Consider the following 15,951-nt stretch of genomic DNA (forward strand, 5'->3'; position numbering starts at 1 on the left):
GAGGTGTCGGGGGAGTGAGCGAGGGAGGTGTCGAGGAGGTCGTCATCGCGCGGCCTCGCCGTCCACCGCGGAGACGAACTCCGTGGAGTCCCGGGTCAGTTCCATGTACGCCTCTTCCAGGGTGGCCCGGTGTGAGCCCACCTCCGCGAACGCGATCCCGGCCTCGGTGAGGAGCGCCACGATCCGTTCCGGCGGCAGACCGGTGACGGTGAGGGTGTCGCGGCCGGTCACCGCGACCGTGCCGCCCTTGTGGGCGAGCAGTTCCATCGCCTCCGTACGAGCACTCGTGCGCAAGGCCACACGGTCGCCGGACGCGGCGGCCAGCAGGTCGGCGACGGCCGTGTCGGCGATCAGGCGCCCACGGCCGATGACGACCAAGTGGTCGGCGGTGTCCTCCAGTTCGCTCATGAGATGGCTGGACACCAGGACGGCCCGGCCCTCGGCGGCCAAGTGCCGCAGCAGACCGCGGATCCACTGGATGCCCTCGGGGTCGAGGCCGTTGACCGGTTCGTCGAGGAGGAGCACGGGCGGGTCGCCGAGGAGCGCGGCGGCGATACCGAGGCGCTGGCGCATGCCGAGCGAGTAGCCGCCCGCCCTGCGCCGGGCCGGCTGCTCCATGCCGACCTGTTCGAGGACCTCGTCGACCCGGCGCATGGGCAGGCCGTGCGAGTGGGCCAGCCAGCGCAGGTGGTCACGGCCGCGGCGGGCCGGGTGCAGCGCGGCGGCGTCGAGGAGCGCGCCGACCTCCAACAGCGGGGTGCGCAGGGCGTGGTAGGGGCGCCCGCCGATGTGGGCGTGCCCCGCGTCGGGGGCGTCCAGGCCGAGCACGGTCCGCATGGTCGTCGACTTGCCTGCCCCGTTGGGGCCGACGAAGCCGGTGACCTGGCCCGGTTCGACCGTGAAGGAGAGCCCGTCCACGGCGACGGTCTGCCCGAACCTCTTGCGGAGGTCCCGGACTTCGATGGTTGCGTCCATGTCAGCGAGGCTAGGGACCGCGGCGCACGGAGTCGTCCCGCCCGGGAGCAGTCTTCGCCGCCCCTGGCCCGGGGGACGGCATCCCCCACGCGAGGGACACGGCACTGCTGACCTGGGGGACGCGGTCCGGCGCGGACGGCGGCAGAATGGCGGACGTGGACGAGGTGGCGGAGGCGGACGAGGGGACGACAGGGCGGGCGGTCCCTCCGCCCGCGGAACGCCCCTGGCTGCCTTGGCAGTTGGGGATGCGCCGAGCCTGGCCGTCGGGGCTGCGCCCATCCTGGCCGTCGGGGCTGCGCGGGTTCCGGCAGTTGGGGCTGCGCGGGCCGTGGCAGTCGGGGTTGCGCGAGCCCTGGCAGTCGAGGCTGCGCCGGGCCGCCGCCTCCCGCGACACGCGCTCGCGCAACCGCGGCACGGTCGCCGACGGGCACGGCGCAGGCACCGGCGGCCATGACGTACGTACCCCCGGCCGTGGCGCACACGCTCTCGGCCGTGGCGTAGACGCTCTCGGCCGGGCGGTGCGCTCCCTCTCCCCCGCGGCGCGGCCCGGCTCCCCGGCCCTGCTCTCCGCCCGTGCCGCCGGTACCGCCCGCACCGCCCGCACCGCCCGTATCGCCCGTATCGCCCGTATCGGCGGTGCCCCTGGTGCCGCCGGTGCAAGGCCCCACTCCCCCGTCGTGCTCTCCGTCGGTCTCGCGGGCCTCGCGGCCGTCGAGATCCTGGTCCGCGCGGCCGGGCTGCGCGGGAATCTCGCGCTGGCCGTGCTGCTCGCGCTGTGCACCACGCTGCCCGTGGGGTTCGTCCTAGCTCCGGAGCGCGGGGCGCCGATCCGCGGCACCGCGGCGATCGCACTCACGACCGCCTGTGTCCTGGCCCTGGAGCCCTTCCGCGCCCTCACCCTCGCGGGGGCGGCGGCCCAGCTGATCACCGTCCATGCGCTGGGCCGGGCGGGGGCACCCCTGCTCAGCGGTCTGCTCGTGCTGCCGTACGTCGGTCTCGCGCTGGCCGCGGCAGGCGACCCCGGCGACTCCACCGTCCGTGTCGTGGCCGTCCTGGTCGCCACGCTCGCCTCCGCCGCGGCGGCCACGGGCATCACCCGGCATGTCCGGACGGCCGCGCAGGCGCACAGCGCCACGGAACGGGCCTTCGCCGACACCCTGCTCGAACACGCGGCACGGGGTGAACGGGCCCGCATAGCAAGGGAGTTGCACGATGTCGTCGCCCATCACATCTCGATGATCGCCGTACAGGCCGAGACCGCCCGGCTGACCACCCAGGGGCTGCCCGCCGACGGCGCCACCCGGCTGCTCGCCATCGGGGACACCGCACGGGCAGCGCTGACGGAGATGCGGCGGCTGCTCGGAGTGCTGCGCGAGGACGCGGACGTGGGGGTCACCAGGCGCCCCCAGCCGGGCCTGCGCCAGCTGATCGAGCTGGTCGACGACTCCCGGGACGCCGCGGGCTCCCGTACCCGGCTGATCGTCAGCGGCACGGTCGCCCCGCTCGACCCGGGCATCGAGGTCACCGCCTACCGCATCGTCCAGGAGGCCCTGACGAACGCCCGCCGGCACGCTCCGGGCGCCGCCGTCGACGTGGAACTCCGGTATGGGAAAGACGACTTGGAGCTACGCGTGCGCGACAACGGCCCCGGGCCCGGCCCCAGCCCCGGACCTGGCTCCGGTTCGGGCCCCGCGCACCCCGAACCCCCGGCAGACCCCGCGAACCCGGCCCACCGCGGCCACGCCGGACACGGCCTCCTCGGCATGCGTGAGCGCGCGGCAACCGTGGGCGGCACCCTGCGCACCGGCCCCGCACCCGGCGGCGGCTTCCTGGTCGAGGCACGCCTCCCGGTACGGGCGGAGGCCCTCGCATGACGACCCCCGAGGCCGCCCCCGAAGCCCGCCCCGTCCGCATAGTCGTCGCCGACGACCACGAGGTCGTCCGCGCCGGATACGCCGGACTCCTCGCCACCCAGCCGGACTTCACGGTCGTGGGCACCGCGCGGGACGGCGCGGAGGCGGTCCGGGTGTGCCGCGAGCAGCGGCCCGACGTGGTGCTGATGGACGTACGGATGCCGGTGTCGGACGGCATCCAGGCGACCGCGGAGCTGATGGGCGACGCCGGGCCCGCACACCCGCCCCGCGTGCTGATCCTCACCACCTTCGACCTCGACGAGCATGTGTACGACGCCCTCATCGCCGGAGCGAGCGGGTTCCTCCTCAAGGACGTCACCGCGGAGCGGCTCTTCGACGCCGTACGTGTGGTCGCGGCCGGGGAGGCCCTGCTGGCGCCCGGGGTCACACGCCGGCTGATCGCCGAGTTCGCCCGGCTGAAGCCCAGGGCGCCGCGCCGGGACGCGCTCGCGGTCCTCACTCCACGCGAGTCGGAAGTGCTGCGGCTGCTCGCCGAGGGGCTGTCGAATCCGGAGCTCGCCGGGCGTCTGCACGTCGGCGAGGAGACGGTGAAGACGCACGTCAGCCGGGTGCTCTCGAAGCTCGGGCTGCGCGACCGGACCCAGGCGGTGGTCATGGCGTACGAGACGGGTCTGGTCGTGCCGGGGGCGGGGCACTCGGCCTGACCGCAGCACGGACCTCGGCCTGACCGGATAGGGGCGGCCGAATTTCACCCCTTGTGGCGGCGCTCACAGCGTTCACATAATCCCTCAACAGAAATTGACCGGCTCATGCCAGCAAACGCGAGTATTTGTCGCATTCCTTGGCATGTGCCTGCCATTTCTGTCGCATCCGCATCGGTTCCACCAGCTCGTATGTCAACCCCCCACGGAAGGCATCACGTTGAAGAACCTCATCAAGGCCCTCAAGAGATGCGCGGTCGCCGGTGCGGCCGCCCTCGCGGTCGTCAGCCTTCAGCCCGTCTCCAACGCCCAGGCCGCCCCCGCGCCCGTGGTCGGCGGAACCCGCGCCGCCCAGGGCGAGTTCCCGTTCATGGTCCGGCTCTCCATGGGCTGTGGCGGCTCGCTCCTCACCCAGCAGATCGTCCTCACCGCCGCGCACTGTGTGGGCGCCACCGGCAGCAACACCAGCATCACCGCCACCGCCGGCGTCGTGGACCTCCAGTCCACCACCGGCCGGGTCCAGGTCAGGTCCACGTACGTGTACCGGGCCCCGGGCTACAACGGCAACGGCAAGGACTGGGCGCTCATCAAGCTCGCCTCGCCCATCACCACCCAGGCCACGCTGAAGATCGCCACCACCACGCAGTACAACACCGGCACCTTCACCGTCGCCGGCTGGGGCTCGGCCTCCGAGGGCGGCGCCCAGCAGCGCTACATGCTCAAGGCGACGGTGCCGTTCGTCAGCGACGCCACCTGCCGCACCTACAGCGGCTACAGCGGCCTCATCGCGGGCGACGAGATCTGCGCCGGCTACGCGGCCGGCGGTGTCGACACCTGCCAGGGCGACTCCGGCGGCCCGATGTTCCGCCGGGACAGCGCCAACGCGTGGATCCAGGTCGGCATCGTGAGCTGGGGCATCGGCTGTGCCCGGCCCAACGCGCCCGGCGTCTACTCCGAGGTCTCGACCTTCGCGTCGGCCATCACGGCAGCGGCAGCGACTCTCTGACACCTGCCCATCACTCGTACGACGTCCACGGGCCCGGCGCTACTCCGCGCCGGGCCCGTGCCCGCACCTCGAATGCCTCCGCACCACCGAAGGATCCGCACCGACGAAGGATCCGCACCACAGAACGACGAACGACTCGGCCGTGAGCCGGAGTTGAGCCGGAACTCAGAAACCCCCGCCGAAGTCCCCGCCGCCCCCGAAGTCACCGCCTCCGAAGCCGCCGCCGAAGTTCCCGTAGCCGGAGCCGTAGTCGGCCGCGTACGACGGGCTGGCCATCATGGAGCCGAGCAGGGTGCCGACGAGGAGGCCGGGCAGGATGCCGCCGCCGAAGTAGCCGCCCGCCCAGGGGCCGTACGCCGGGCCCGCCTCCCAGTAGGGGCGGCGGCCGTAGTCCGTGTCGACCTCGCGGACGGCGGGGTCGTGGCCCTCGGCGAGGCGGACCTGGTCGGCGGCGCAGACCGGCACCTCGCGGGATGCCCCGCCCGACGGCGTCCAGGTGGCGTCGGCGACCGACGGGCCGTGGCGCGGATCGAAGAAGCAGGGGGCGCGGCGCTCGGGGACGGGCCGGTGCTCGCGGCGCGCGGCGAGCACGGCGAGCGAGAAGCGCCCGTCCTCCAGGGACTGGGTGACGGCCCGTACCTCCTCGGGGCGGGTGGCCGCGGCCATGAAGGACTTCGCCTTGTCGTAGGAGTCGAGGGCGCGCTCGTAGTCGGCGCGCATCGCGTCGTCCGCGCCCGCCTCCGCGGGGTGGAAGTCGAGCCGGTCGAGCTCCTCGCCGAAGGCGGTGATGTCCTCGTCGACGACGACGCGCAGCTTGTCGAGCGCGGCCTGCCGCTCGGCCTCCTTCTTGCGGCGGTTGCGGCGCACGAGGGTGTACGCGCCGGCGCCGCCCGCCACGATCACCGCGCCGGCCCCGATCAGGGCGCCCGTGTCCACGCCGCCCCCGCCCTCGCTCCAGCCGCTGGGCGCGGAGCCGCCGACGTTGGCGAGGGCCCGGTCGGTGAAGTCGCCGAGCTGGGTCTTCGTGTCCTCGCCCCGGACGCTGGTGACGAGGTTCCGCACAGCGTCCTGCGACAGGACCGAGGAGTCGGCCTTCGCGTCGAACTGGTCGCCGAGCCGGATCGCGTACAGGCCGGTGATACCGGTCGCGGTACGCAGGTTCGGGAAGAGGTCCTGCTTCGGGAAGTCGGCGGGGAGCACGGCGACGAAGACCGGCTTGTCGGCCTTCTCGATCTGCTCGGCGAGAGCGTCGGCGTCGGCCGACGACAGCTGCCCGGACATCGACGGGTCGACGTACACGGGGCTCTTCTTCAGGGCGTCGGCGACCGTCGAGACGTCCGTCGCCGCGTGGGCGCCCGTGGCCCCGACGGAGAGCACCGCCAAGGCCGCGAACGCGATCAGGAGTACGGAGAGTCCTCGGCTGAGGGTCTGTGCGGCCTTCATACCTTCGAAGCTACTCCTGCGTGACCGAAAACGAACCTCAGGTCCGGTGGGCGGCTCACTCGCCGCCCACCGGACCTGACATGTACGGCCCAGCGGGGTCAGGCGGCCCGGTACGCCGCCGTCAGCTTCGCCACCGCCTGCCCGTAGCGTCCGGTCAGCAGCAGGTGATCGGCGTCGGCGAAGGGCTTCGCGCTCGCCGCCGTGATCGTCTGCCCCATCTTCTGCTGGACGAGCAGCCGCGCCTTGGTGACGATCGCGCGCCCTGCCGTCTCCGACCCGGCCTTCTCGGCCACGGCGGCCGCGACGGCGAGGGCCTTCAGGGCACCGGTGCCACCGCCCGGCACGGAGGTCAGCGTGGTCAGCCCCCATCCGTACGGGAACTGCGGATCGTACGAGGAGTCGCCGACGTTGATCGGCAGCTGGGCCTCCGACTTCGGCCAGGTGAGGGGGAGCTGACCGGTGAAGGCCCGCTTCCCGTACAGCACGTCCGCGACGCCGTCGCCTTCCGTGCCCGGCAGCCAGGACGCGACCAGCGCGTCGATGTCGCCGAGCTGGTCGCCGATGAGCTGCGGCCGCCCGGAGACGATCAGCACCGCGCACTTCATGGCGCCGCACACCTTGTCGACGGCGGCCCGGTCGGCGGCGGAGAACACCAGGTCGTTGCCGTTGCCGACATCGCCGATGCCCTCGGCGTACGGGGTCTCGCCGACGACCACGACCCCCACGTCATGGCCGTCCGTCGGCGCCGACGCATCCTTGGAGTAGGTGACCTCGCCCCCGGACGCCTTCCGCATGCCCTCCAGGATCGTCGTCCCGTCCGTGATCTTCCCGGACGAGCCCTGCCAGGTGATGGTCCAGCCGCCGGCCTGGTTGCCGATGTCGTCGGCGTTGGAGCCGGCGACGTACACCTTCTGCGACTTCTTCAGCGGCAGCACGCCGCCCGCGTTCTTCAGCAGGACCTGGGACTCGGCCGCCGCCTCGCGGGCCACGGCCCGGTGCTTCGCCGAGCCGATCTCCGAGGCCCCGCTCGTGTCGGCGAACGGCTTCTCGAAGAGGCCCAGCTTGAACTTCTGGGTGAGGATGCGGGACACCGCGTCGTCGATCCGCTTCCCGGAGATCCGGCCGGCGGTCACCTCGTCCGACAGCGTCCTGTGGAAGTCCTTGTACGCGTACGGGACCATGATCATGTCGAGGCCCGCGTTGACCGACGTACGGACGTCGCTCGCGTAGTCGCCGGGGATCTGGTCGATGGCCTGCCAGTCGCTGATCACGAAGCCGTCGAAGCCCATGCGGTCCTTGAGCACGCCGTTGATCATCGCGGCGTCCGCGTGCATCTTCACCGGGCCCTCGGAGTCGCCGAGGATGTCGAGCGAGGAGTACGAGGGCATGACCGTGCCGACGCCCCGGTCCACGGCGTCCTGGTAGGGCGCGAGGTGGACGGCTTCGAGCTCCTGCCGGGTGACCTTGGTGATGCCCTGGTCGATGGTGTACGTGCCGGTCGTGGACGAGCCGTACTCGGTGCCGCCGTCGGCGACGAAGTGCTTGGCGGTGGCGAGGACCTTGTCGTTCCGCTTCAAGTCCTTGCCGCTGGGCGCTCCTTGGAGGCCCTGGATGACGGTCTCCATGGACTCGACGAGCGCCGGGTCCTCACCGAACGACTCGTAGGTCCGTCCCCAGCGCTCGTCGCGCGTCACGCACAGGCAGGGTGCGAAGTCCCACGGGATGCCGGTGGCCCGGACCTCGGCGGCGGTCACCTTGCCCGTCTCGTAGGCGAGTTGGGGATCGCGGGTGGCGCCGATGCCGATGTTGTGCGGCATGATCGTGGCGCCGACGAGGTTGTTGTGGCCGTGCACCGCGTCCACGCCGTAGATGAGCGGGATCTGGAACCGTGTTGCCTGCGCCCGGAGTTGGAAGCCGTCGATCATCTTCGCCCAGGCCTCGGGCGTGTTCGGCGTAGGCGTGGAACCGCCGCCGGAGAGCAGCGAGCCGAGGTCGTACGCGGCGATGTCACCCGGCGTGGTGAGCGCGCCGCGCTCGGCCTGGGTCATCTGGCCGGCCTTCTCCGCGAGGGACATCCGGGAGAGCAGATCGGCGACCCGCTTCTTCACCGGCAGCTTCGGGTCCAGGTACGGGAGTCCGTGGGCGTCGATCACGACCTGCGGGTTCTCGGCGGGCGCCTTCGCGCCGGTGACCGTCAGCTTCAGCGGTACGGTCTCGGCGTTCTCGCCCGCCTTGTCGCGCAGGGTCGGCACGGTGACGGTCCGGGAGGTCCCGGAGGCCGTGCCCGCGGGGAAGGTCAGCTCGCCCCGGACCGGGGTGTAGTCCTTGCCGGACTCACCGGTGCCGCCGGCCGTCTCGTATGCGACGGTGACCGGGTCCTCGATCGGCGCGGAGCCGGTGGTGGCGACCGTGATCTTCACGGCGGCCGAGCGGCCCTCCTTCACGGGGTACACGGCCGCGTCGGTGACGACGTTGGCGCGCAGGGCCTGGTCGGCCTTGCCGTACAACTCCACGCCGTCCATGGCGAACCGGTCCTGGACGCCGACCGGGAGCGTGAGCGCGTAGCCCCACATCTCGGTGAGGCCGAGGACCTGGTCGATGCCTCCGACGGGCTGGTAGTCCGTGCGGTAGGTGAAGGCGGTGAAGGGGATCTCCAGCTGTTTCCAGCCGGTCCAGTCGTCGGTGAAGGACGTGGTCCACAGCTCGGAGGCCTCGCCGTTGGCGCCGCCGTCCTTGAGCTCGAAGTTGACCTTCTTGCCGTTGTTCCGGCCGTCCCACCAGAAGCGGATGCCCTTGCTCGCCGACCAGTCGTGGGCCGGCTTGTCGAAGGCGAAGTCGTGCGTGAAACCGCCGTAGCCGCTGATGTCGTACGTACCGGAGAGGACCTTCTCGCCCTGCGGCGCGTCGTCCCGGGCGGCGAGCTCCAGCGTGGGCGGGTCGTCGGTGTCGCTGCCCCAGGTGAAGATGCCCTCGGCGGGCGGGGTCGCGAACGGGATCTCGCCCTCGAAGTTGTCGACGGGCACGGGGGCGGGATCGTCCGCCCCGGAGGCGGGGCCCGCCACGGCGAACGGGAGCAGCCCGGTCAGCAGGGTGGCGGAGACGAGCAGGGCGGTTCTTCGCATGGACCTTCCCTCGGCTCTGGTGCGGCTGTTATGACTTGACCTCTCGTGACTTACCTCACGGCGTGAGTTAACTGACGCCCCGCCTAGCCGTCAAGACTTCACACCAGAAGCGGTACAGACCCAAATCCCGGCCGGATCAGGGCCGTTGCTCCTTCAGAAACTGAACGCGCACCCCCTTGACGCGCGTTCGAAGCCGTCATTTACTCACGCCTCGCACGCCCACATCCCCCACCTCCAGAAGGGCGGCGCACCATGAGCACCCCCAGAAGACCCCTCCGGGTGGCCCGGCTCCTCCTCGCCGGGCTGCTCACCACCGCGGGGCTGACCACCGTCGGCGCCACGCCCGCGCAGGCCGCGGGCGAGCAGGTCACGGCCTGGCTCACCACGACGAACGACTCCGGCGGCCGGAATGTCGTGCGGGGTCTGCAGGCGCAGACCCCCTTCGCGTTCCAGGCCGGCAGCGGCGGCAGCGGCGAGAACATCTCCGTGGACGAGAACACGCGCTACCAGTCCTTCTCCGGCGGCGGCGCGTCCTTCACGGACACCGCCGCCTGGCTGATGGACGGCAGCGGCGCCCTGACCCAGGCGACCCGTGACGCGACCATGCGCAAGCTGTTCTCCCCGACCGAGGGCATCGGGCTCTCCCTGCTCCGCAACCCGATGGGCGGCTCCGACCTGGCCCGTTTCGGCTACACGTACGACGACGTGCCGGCCGGACAGACCGACCCGGACCTCTCCGAGTTCTCGATCGCCCACGACCTCCAGGACGTGCTGCCGCTCACCCGGCAGGCCAGACAGCTCAACCCGTCCCTCACACTGATGGCGTCCCCGTGGACCGCGCCCGCCTGGATGAAGGACAACGGGCAGCTCAACGGCGGCTGGCTGAAGGCCGAGAACTACGGGGCGTACGCCGACTACTTCGTGAAGTACCTCCAGGCGTGGCGCGACCAGGGCGTCCCCGTCAACTACGTCACCGCCCAGAACGAGCCGACCTGCTGCGCCAGCTACCCCTCCATGAGCTGGAACGGCTCCGGCCTCGCGTACTTCACCAAGAGCGAGCTGCTGCCCAAGCTCCAGGGCGCTGGCCTGGCCACGAAGGTGCTGGCGCACGACTGGAACTGGGACACGTACGACGCGTACGCCGCCCAGACCGTCGACGACGCGGCGGTGCGCTCGCATCCGAACTTCGGCGGGATCGCCTGGCACGGCTACGGCGGCGACGTCGCCAAGCAGACCACCGTGCACAACCAGTATCCGCAGCTGGACGCCTTCGGTACCGAGCACTCGGGCGGCACCTGGATCGCCAACCAGCAGCGCGAGGACATGATGAACATCATCGACTACACCCGTAACTGGGCGAAGTCGGTGACCAAGTGGTCGCTGGCCGTGGACCAGAACCGCGGCCCGCACAACGGCGGCTGCGGCACCTGCGACGGCCTGATCACCGTGCACAACGGGGACTCCCGGCACGGCCAGGTCGACTACACCGTCGAGTACTACACGATGGGCCACCTGACGAAGTTCGTACGTCCCGGAGCCCAGCGCATCGCGTCCACGGCGAGTTCGTCCGTGCCGAACGTGGCGTGGCGCAACACGGACGGCTCGAAGGCGCTGATCGCGTACAACGACGCGAGCGCGGCGAAGACCGTGACGATCAACTGGGGCTCGCAGCACGCCACTTACTCGCTCCCCGGCAAGACGTCGGCGACCTTCACCTGGTCCGGCAACCAGTCGGGCGGCGGCGAGCAGGCCGGGGCTCTCGTGGGGCTCGCGGGCAAGTGCCTGGACGTGGCGGGCGGTTCGTCGGCCAACGGCACGGCGGTCCAGCTCTACGACTGCAACGGCTCGACCGCGCAGAACTGGACGGTCGCCGCGGACGGTTCGGTCCGGGCTCTGGGGAAGTGCCTCGACGTCACCGGCGCGTCCGTCTCCGACGGGGCGAAGGTCCAGCTCTACGACTGCAACGGCTCTGGTGCGCAGCGCTGGTCGTACAACGCCTCGACCGGTGACGTCGTCAACACGGCCGCGAACAAGTGCCTGGACGTGAGCGACAACTCGTCCGCGAACGGGGCGCGGGCGCAGATCTGGTCCTGCACGGGCGCCACCAACCAGAAGTGGCAGCTCCGGTAGGGGCCCGCAGGACCTTTTTTCGCCCCCGCCGCCCCTACCCATTCCCGTCCCTTACTCGGGGGCTCCGCCCCCGAACCCCCAAAAGATTGCGCAGTTCCCCGCGCCCCTGGGTATTTCAGCCTCTCCGGCGTTTGAGGAGCGGGGGTTCGGGGGCTGGCCCCCGAGTAGTGACGGGAATGGGTAGGGGCGGCGGGGGCGAGAAAACCCCCGGTCGGCTACGCCGCCGGTTCCACGCCCGCGCGCAGCAACCCATACGTGTAGGCGTCCTCAAGGGCCTGCCAGGACGCCGCGATCACGTTCTCGGCGACGCCCACCGTCGACCACTCGCCCGTGCCGTCGGAGGTGGAGATGAGGACCCGGGTCGTGGACTGGGTGCCGTGCTTGCCCTCCAGGATGCGGACCTTGTAGTCGACGAGCTCCAGCTTGGCGAGCTGGGGGTAGATCTTCTCCAGGGCCACGCGCAGGGCACGGTCGAGGGCGTTGACCGGCCCGTTGCCCTCGGCCGTGGCGACGATGCGCTCGCCCTTGGCGAAGAGCTTGACCGTGGCCTCGTTGGCGTGGCTGCCGTCGGGCCGGTCCTCGACGATGGCACGCCAGGACTCGACCTCGAAGTACTTGCGGGCCTTGCCCTCGACCTCCTCCCGGAGCATCAGCTCGAAGGAGGCGTCCGCGGCTTCGTACGTGTAGCCCTGCAGCTCGCGGGCCTTGACCCGCTCGACGACCCGGCCGATCAGCTCGCGGTCGCCGCCCAGGTCCACCCCGAGTTCCTTGCCCTTGAGCTCGATCGAGGCGCGCCCGGCCATGTCCGACACCAGCATCCGCATGGTGTTGCCGACCTGCTCGGGGTCGATGTGCTGGTACAGCGCCGGGTCGACCTTGATGGCCGACGCGTGCAGGCCGCCCTTGTGGGCGAAGGCCGAGACACCGACGTACGGCTGGTGCGTGGACGGGGTCAGGTTCACGACCTCGGCGATCGCGTGCGAGATGCGGGTCATCTCGGACAGCGCGCCCTCGGGGAGGACCTTCATGCCGTACTTGAGCTCAAGCGCGGCGACCACGGGGAAGAGGTTGGAGTTGCCGACGCGCTCGCCGTAGCCGTTCGCCGTGCACTGGACGTGGGTCGCGCCCGCGTCGACGGCGGCGAGGGTGTTGGCGACGGCGCAGCCGGTGTCGTCCTGGGCGTGGATGCCCAGGCGTGCGCCGGTGTCGGCGAGGACGGTGGCGACGACGGCCTGGACCTGGGCGGGCAGCATGCCGCCGTTGGTGTCGCACAGCACCACCACGTCGGCGCCGGCCTCCGAGGCGGCCCGGACGACGGCCTTCGCGTACTGCGGGTTCGCGCGGTAGCCGTCGAAGAAGTGCTCGCAGTCGACGAAGACGCGCCGGTCCTGGGAGCGGAGGTAGGAGACGGTGTCGCGGACCATCTCCAGGTTCTCTTCGAGGGTCGTGCGCAGCGCCAGCTCGACATGCCGGTCGTGGGCCTTGGCGACGAGCGTGACGACGGGCGCGCCGGACGCGACGAGTGCCTTGACCTGCGCGTCCTCGCTCGCCTTGCCGCCCGCCCGGCGGGTGGCGCCGAAGGCGACCAGCTGGGCGTGCCTGAAGTCGATCTCCTGCTGGGCGCGGGCGAAGAACTCGGTGTCGCGCGGGTTGGCCCCCGGCCAGCCGCCCTCGATGAAGCCCACCCCGAAGTCGTCCAGGTGCCGTGCGATGGCCAGCTTGTCCGCGACGGTGAGGTTGATGCCCTCTCGCTGCGCACCGTCGCGCAGCGTCGTGTCGAAGACGTGGAAGGCGTCGTCGACTCGGGAGGGGCCGCGACGGGAGGAGTCGCGATTCTCGTCGGTTGCGTCCGTCATCTCTTGAGGCTCCTGTATCGGATTCGGTCTACCGGAATGACCGGCTCCACCGTCCATGATCTCTCGCGCTCCGGTCCCGGCTGAAGGTGGGCCAGGAAACAGAAAAACCTCTCGCGGGTGCGAGAGGTCTGCGCGCGGGTCAGGACGACGGTGGCCGCCCGTACTTGGTCGTACGGTGCGGTCACTGCGGACCGGCGCGCCTGCTGCCAATAATCGTGGCGAACGAGAGCACGAAGGCAGTCTGGCACATACCGCCCCCGTGCTCACCGTCCGTCTCAGGATGCGAGCACTCGGTTGATCACCGCAGGTGGCGTACGAACACGTGCCGGCTGTCCCAGGTGTCGTCCGGCACCAGATCGGCCGAGTAGGAGTCGAAGGCGACGCTCCGGCCCTGCGCGTCGATCACCGGGCTGGTCGCGGACTCGTCGTTCCCCTCCCCGGCGGTGTCGACGCTGGCGAGCTTGGTGGCGCCGGTGCGCAGGTCTCGTACGTACACCCGCTGTGTGTGGTTGGGGTCCCCCGGGTCGACCACACCGAAGGCCAGGTGGCGGTTGTCGGCGCTGAGCGCGCCGGACACGGTGTACGCGGCCGGGTCGGCGGCGTCGATCCGGCGGATCGATCCGGTCTTCAGATCGCGGATGAACATGTTCTGGCCGTTGTTGGTGTCGCCCGGGGTGAGCTTGGAGTCGAGCGAGCGGAAGAGGACGTAACGGCCGTCGGCGCTGACACTCGGGTACTCGGACTGGGCGTCCGGGACGGCTCCGTCCGGTGCCTTGTCCGCCTGCCACAGCTCGCCGCCGGGTACGTCACGGACGTAGATGTCGCTCCAGTCCCCGCTCGTCGGGAACGGGACGAAGAACTGGTAGCCGACGCGTGTGCCGTCCGCGCTGATCGACAGGTTCGTGACCGATCGCCACCGCCCCGGATCGGGCGCCTGGCTGACCCGGACGGCAGTGCCGGTCCTGCGGTCGACGCGGTAGACCCGGGCGTGCTGGTCGTGCTCCGAGGAGCCCTCCGAGCGGCTCGCGGCGAAGGCGACATAGCGGCCGTCCGCACTGATCGCGGGCTGGCGCCCGGTGTCGTAACCGGGAGCCTGCTCGTCGTCGAGACGCTCGACGGCCCCGGTACGGAGGTCCTTCACATAGACGTGCCGGCGACCGCCGGTGTCTCCGGGCACCAGGTTGGTCGCGGTCGAACTGAACGCCAGATAGCGGCCGTCGGCGCTCAGCGAGACGTCTTCGACGGCTCCGTCGCCCTGGCTTCCGTCGGCGGCGGTGCTGACCCTGCTGGTGACGCCGGTCCTGAGGTCGCGCACAAAGGCGTCGGTCGTGCCGTTGGTGTCACCGGCCACGAGGTTGGCGGCCTGCGAGTGGAAGGCGACATAGCGGCCGTTCGCGCTCAGGCCGCTGACGCCCGACCCCCGGTCGCCGTCGGCCCCGTCGGGCGCCACGCTGACCTTCTCGGTGCCCGGAACGGGCGGTGCGGCGGACGCGGTGGACGGCAGTGCCACGCCGGTCAGTGCGGCGGCCAGGGCGGCGCAGAGCGCGAGTCTCCTTGCATTGGTCATGGTTCCCCCGTGTGTCCCGTTGGTCGCATCTCCCCCGGCCCGATGCCAGGGGCCCACAGGGATACAAGCTCACCACCGACACGGGGTCAATCCGCCGAATTGAGTACAACCTGGACGGGTGCTCAGGTGTCCGAGCGCGCCAGTGCCTCGTCCAGGAACTCCCGTACGTGGCCGAGGATCTGACCCCGGTCCGTGCCCCGCAGTCCGATGGCCACGTGGATGGAGAAGCCGTCGAGGAGGGCGCGGAGGCGGGCGGCGAAACGGTCGGGGTCGACGGGGCGGAAGTCGCCGTGCGAGATGCCTTCTGCCAGCAGCGCCACCAGGTCGCGGTGCCAGGCGCCCTCGATCGCGGCCTGTCGCTCGCGGGCGTCCTCGTCCGCGTTCTGCGAGCGGTTCCAGACCTCCAGCCAGAGGGTCCAGTGCGGGTCGCGGTGGCCGTCGGGCACGTACAGGTCGACGTACGCGTCGAGGCGCTCGCGCGCCGGAGCCGCCCGCGCGAGCAGCCGGCCGCGCTCCGCGCCGAGCCGCCCCTCGCTCCACTCCAGGGTGCGCAGCAGCAGCTCGTCCTTGGAGTGGAAGTAGTAGAGGAGGTGACCGCTGCTCATGCCGACCTCGCGGCCGAGCGCCGCCATGGTGAGCTTCTCCAGACCGCTTTCGGCGATCATGTCCATCGCCACGGCGAGGACGTCCTCGCGGGGCGGGGCGGTGTTGCGCCGACGGGTCGTCACGCGACGCCCTCCACACGGACGGCATCCGGAACCAGCCGGGTCTCGTAGCCACCCGAGCAGTCACTGGCCGCGACAGCGATCTCGGCGCCGCAGGAGCAGACGCGGTTGACGCCCCCGAAGGGGCTCGCGCCGCAGCAGCCGCCCAGGCGGGACATGTCGGGGTGGAAGTCCAGCTCGACGACGTCGAGCGGGTGCAGGACGTAGGTGCCGCGCGGCCCGGCGGACACGAGCGAGCCTCGCTCGTCGGACATCCACATCCCGCCGGGCACGATCCCGTCGTACGCGTCCTCGTCTCCCTCGTACGGTTCGAAGGGCGCCCCGAACGGCCGCGGATCGACCACATACGTGCCGCGCGGGACGCTCGCCGGACCGTGCCGCCGGCCCTCCGCGTCGGGCCTGCCGTCCCAGCCGGGGTACTCGGGCATCTCGTCGAGCGGCCGGACGGGCTCGGTCAGCCGGCGCCCGCAGGCGGCACAAGACAGTACGTTCACCCGTACGTTCTACCTGACCGTTCCCAAGGACAGAGCGGGAGTGGGTCCTGTTGCCGGA

The 15,951-nt window shown here is 71.3% G+C and carries 11 protein-coding genes; 4 read left to right on the top strand and 7 right to left on the bottom strand.

Annotated features, from left to right (window positions below; all coding sequences use genetic code 11):
- Positions 1–42: 42 nt before the first annotated feature.
- Positions 43–975: an ABC transporter ATP-binding protein gene (locus tag ACFWXQ_RS42565; protein ID WP_383955005.1), complete on the bottom strand. Its 933-nt coding sequence runs from the start codon at positions 973–975 to the stop codon at positions 43–45.
- Between the two features lie 155 nt (positions 976–1,130).
- On the opposite strand from ACFWXQ_RS42565, the gene ACFWXQ_RS42570 reads away from it, so the two are divergent.
- The 3 genes from ACFWXQ_RS42570 to ACFWXQ_RS42580 all read left to right on the top strand — a co-directional run bounded on the left by ACFWXQ_RS42570 (position 1,131) and on the right by ACFWXQ_RS42580 (position 4,556).
- Entirely contained in the window at positions 1,131–2,849 is a 1,719-nt protein-coding gene (locus tag ACFWXQ_RS42570; protein ID WP_383955007.1) for a sensor histidine kinase, read from the top strand.
- Positions 2,846–3,553, top strand: a complete 708-nt coding sequence (locus tag ACFWXQ_RS42575; protein WP_383955009.1) for a response regulator — start codon at positions 2,846–2,848, stop codon at positions 3,551–3,553. Before ACFWXQ_RS42570 ends, ACFWXQ_RS42575 begins: the two co-directional genes overlap by 4 nt.
- Positions 3,554–3,770: 217 nt before the next feature.
- Positions 3,771–4,556 carry a S1 family peptidase gene (locus ACFWXQ_RS42580; protein WP_383955011.1) on the top strand — a complete coding sequence of 262 codons (786 nt, stop codon included), beginning with the start codon at positions 3,771–3,773 and terminating at the stop codon, positions 4,554–4,556.
- A 165-nt stretch (positions 4,557–4,721) separates the two neighbouring features.
- On the opposite strand, the gene ACFWXQ_RS42585 is transcribed toward ACFWXQ_RS42580, so the two are convergent.
- Positions 4,722–5,999, bottom strand: coding sequence for a hypothetical protein (locus tag ACFWXQ_RS42585; RefSeq protein ID WP_383955013.1), 1,278 nt, complete (start codon positions 5,997–5,999; stop codon positions 4,722–4,724).
- Positions 6,000–6,097: 98 nt separating this feature from the next.
- Positions 6,098–9,121, bottom strand: a complete 3,024-nt coding sequence (locus tag ACFWXQ_RS42590; protein ID WP_383956407.1) for a glycoside hydrolase family 3 N-terminal domain-containing protein — start codon at positions 9,119–9,121, stop codon at positions 6,098–6,100.
- A gap of 252 nt (positions 9,122–9,373) precedes the next feature.
- Here ACFWXQ_RS42590 and ACFWXQ_RS42595 point away from each other — a divergent pair, with 252 nt between their 5' ends.
- Entirely contained in the window at positions 9,374–11,251 is a 1,878-nt protein-coding gene (locus ACFWXQ_RS42595; RefSeq protein ID WP_383956410.1) for a ricin-type beta-trefoil lectin domain protein, read from the top strand.
- Between the two features lie 215 nt (positions 11,252–11,466).
- Here the strand turns inward: ACFWXQ_RS42595 and cimA are convergent, their stop codons facing one another.
- The 4 genes from cimA to ACFWXQ_RS42615 form a co-directional block, all read right to left on the bottom strand.
- Positions 11,467–13,107: a citramalate synthase gene (gene cimA / locus ACFWXQ_RS42600; protein WP_383952268.1), complete on the bottom strand. Its 1,641-nt coding sequence runs from the start codon at positions 13,105–13,107 to the stop codon at positions 11,467–11,469.
- Between the two features lie 298 nt (positions 13,108–13,405).
- The gene (locus tag ACFWXQ_RS42605; protein WP_383952266.1) at positions 13,406–14,674 is read right to left on the bottom strand and encodes a hypothetical protein; all 1,269 of its coding nucleotides are present in this window, start codon (positions 14,672–14,674) and stop codon (positions 13,406–13,408) included.
- Positions 14,675–14,796: 122 nt separating this feature from the next.
- The gene (locus ACFWXQ_RS42610; protein ID WP_383952272.1) at positions 14,797–15,345 is read right to left on the bottom strand and encodes a TetR/AcrR family transcriptional regulator; all 549 of its coding nucleotides are present in this window, start codon (positions 15,343–15,345) and stop codon (positions 14,797–14,799) included.
- Between the two features lie 53 nt (positions 15,346–15,398).
- Positions 15,399–15,893, bottom strand: coding sequence for a hypothetical protein (locus ACFWXQ_RS42615; protein ID WP_383952264.1), 495 nt, complete (start codon positions 15,891–15,893; stop codon positions 15,399–15,401).
- Positions 15,894–15,951 lie beyond the last annotated feature (58 nt).

Origin of the sequence: Streptomyces sp. NPDC058697 (assembly GCF_042715345.1) — a bacterium.
Lineage (GTDB): Bacteria > Actinomycetota > Actinomycetes > Streptomycetales > Streptomycetaceae > Streptomyces > Streptomyces liliifuscus.

Coding starts and splice junctions, on each gene's coding strand:
- ACFWXQ_RS42565 (WP_383955005.1), bottom strand. CDS start 975: ATGGACGCAACCATCGAAGTCCGGGACCTCCGCAAGAGGTTCGGGCAG.
- ACFWXQ_RS42575 (WP_383955009.1), top strand. CDS start 2,846: ATGACGACCCCCGAGGCCGCCCCCGAAGCCCGCCCCGTCCGCATAGTC.
- ACFWXQ_RS42585 (WP_383955013.1), bottom strand. CDS start 5,999: ATGAAGGCCGCACAGACCCTCAGCCGAGGACTCTCCGTACTCCTGATC.
- ACFWXQ_RS42590 (WP_383956407.1), bottom strand. CDS start 9,121: ATGCGAAGAACCGCCCTGCTCGTCTCCGCCACCCTGCTGACCGGGCTG.
- ACFWXQ_RS42595 (WP_383956410.1), top strand. CDS start 9,374: ATGAGCACCCCCAGAAGACCCCTCCGGGTGGCCCGGCTCCTCCTCGCC.
- cimA (WP_383952268.1), bottom strand. CDS start 13,107: ATGACGGACGCAACCGACGAGAATCGCGACTCCTCCCGTCGCGGCCCC.
- ACFWXQ_RS42605 (WP_383952266.1), bottom strand. CDS start 14,674: ATGACCAATGCAAGGAGACTCGCGCTCTGCGCCGCCCTGGCCGCCGCA.
- ACFWXQ_RS42610 (WP_383952272.1), bottom strand. CDS start 15,345: ATGGACATGATCGCCGAAAGCGGTCTGGAGAAGCTCACCATGGCGGCG.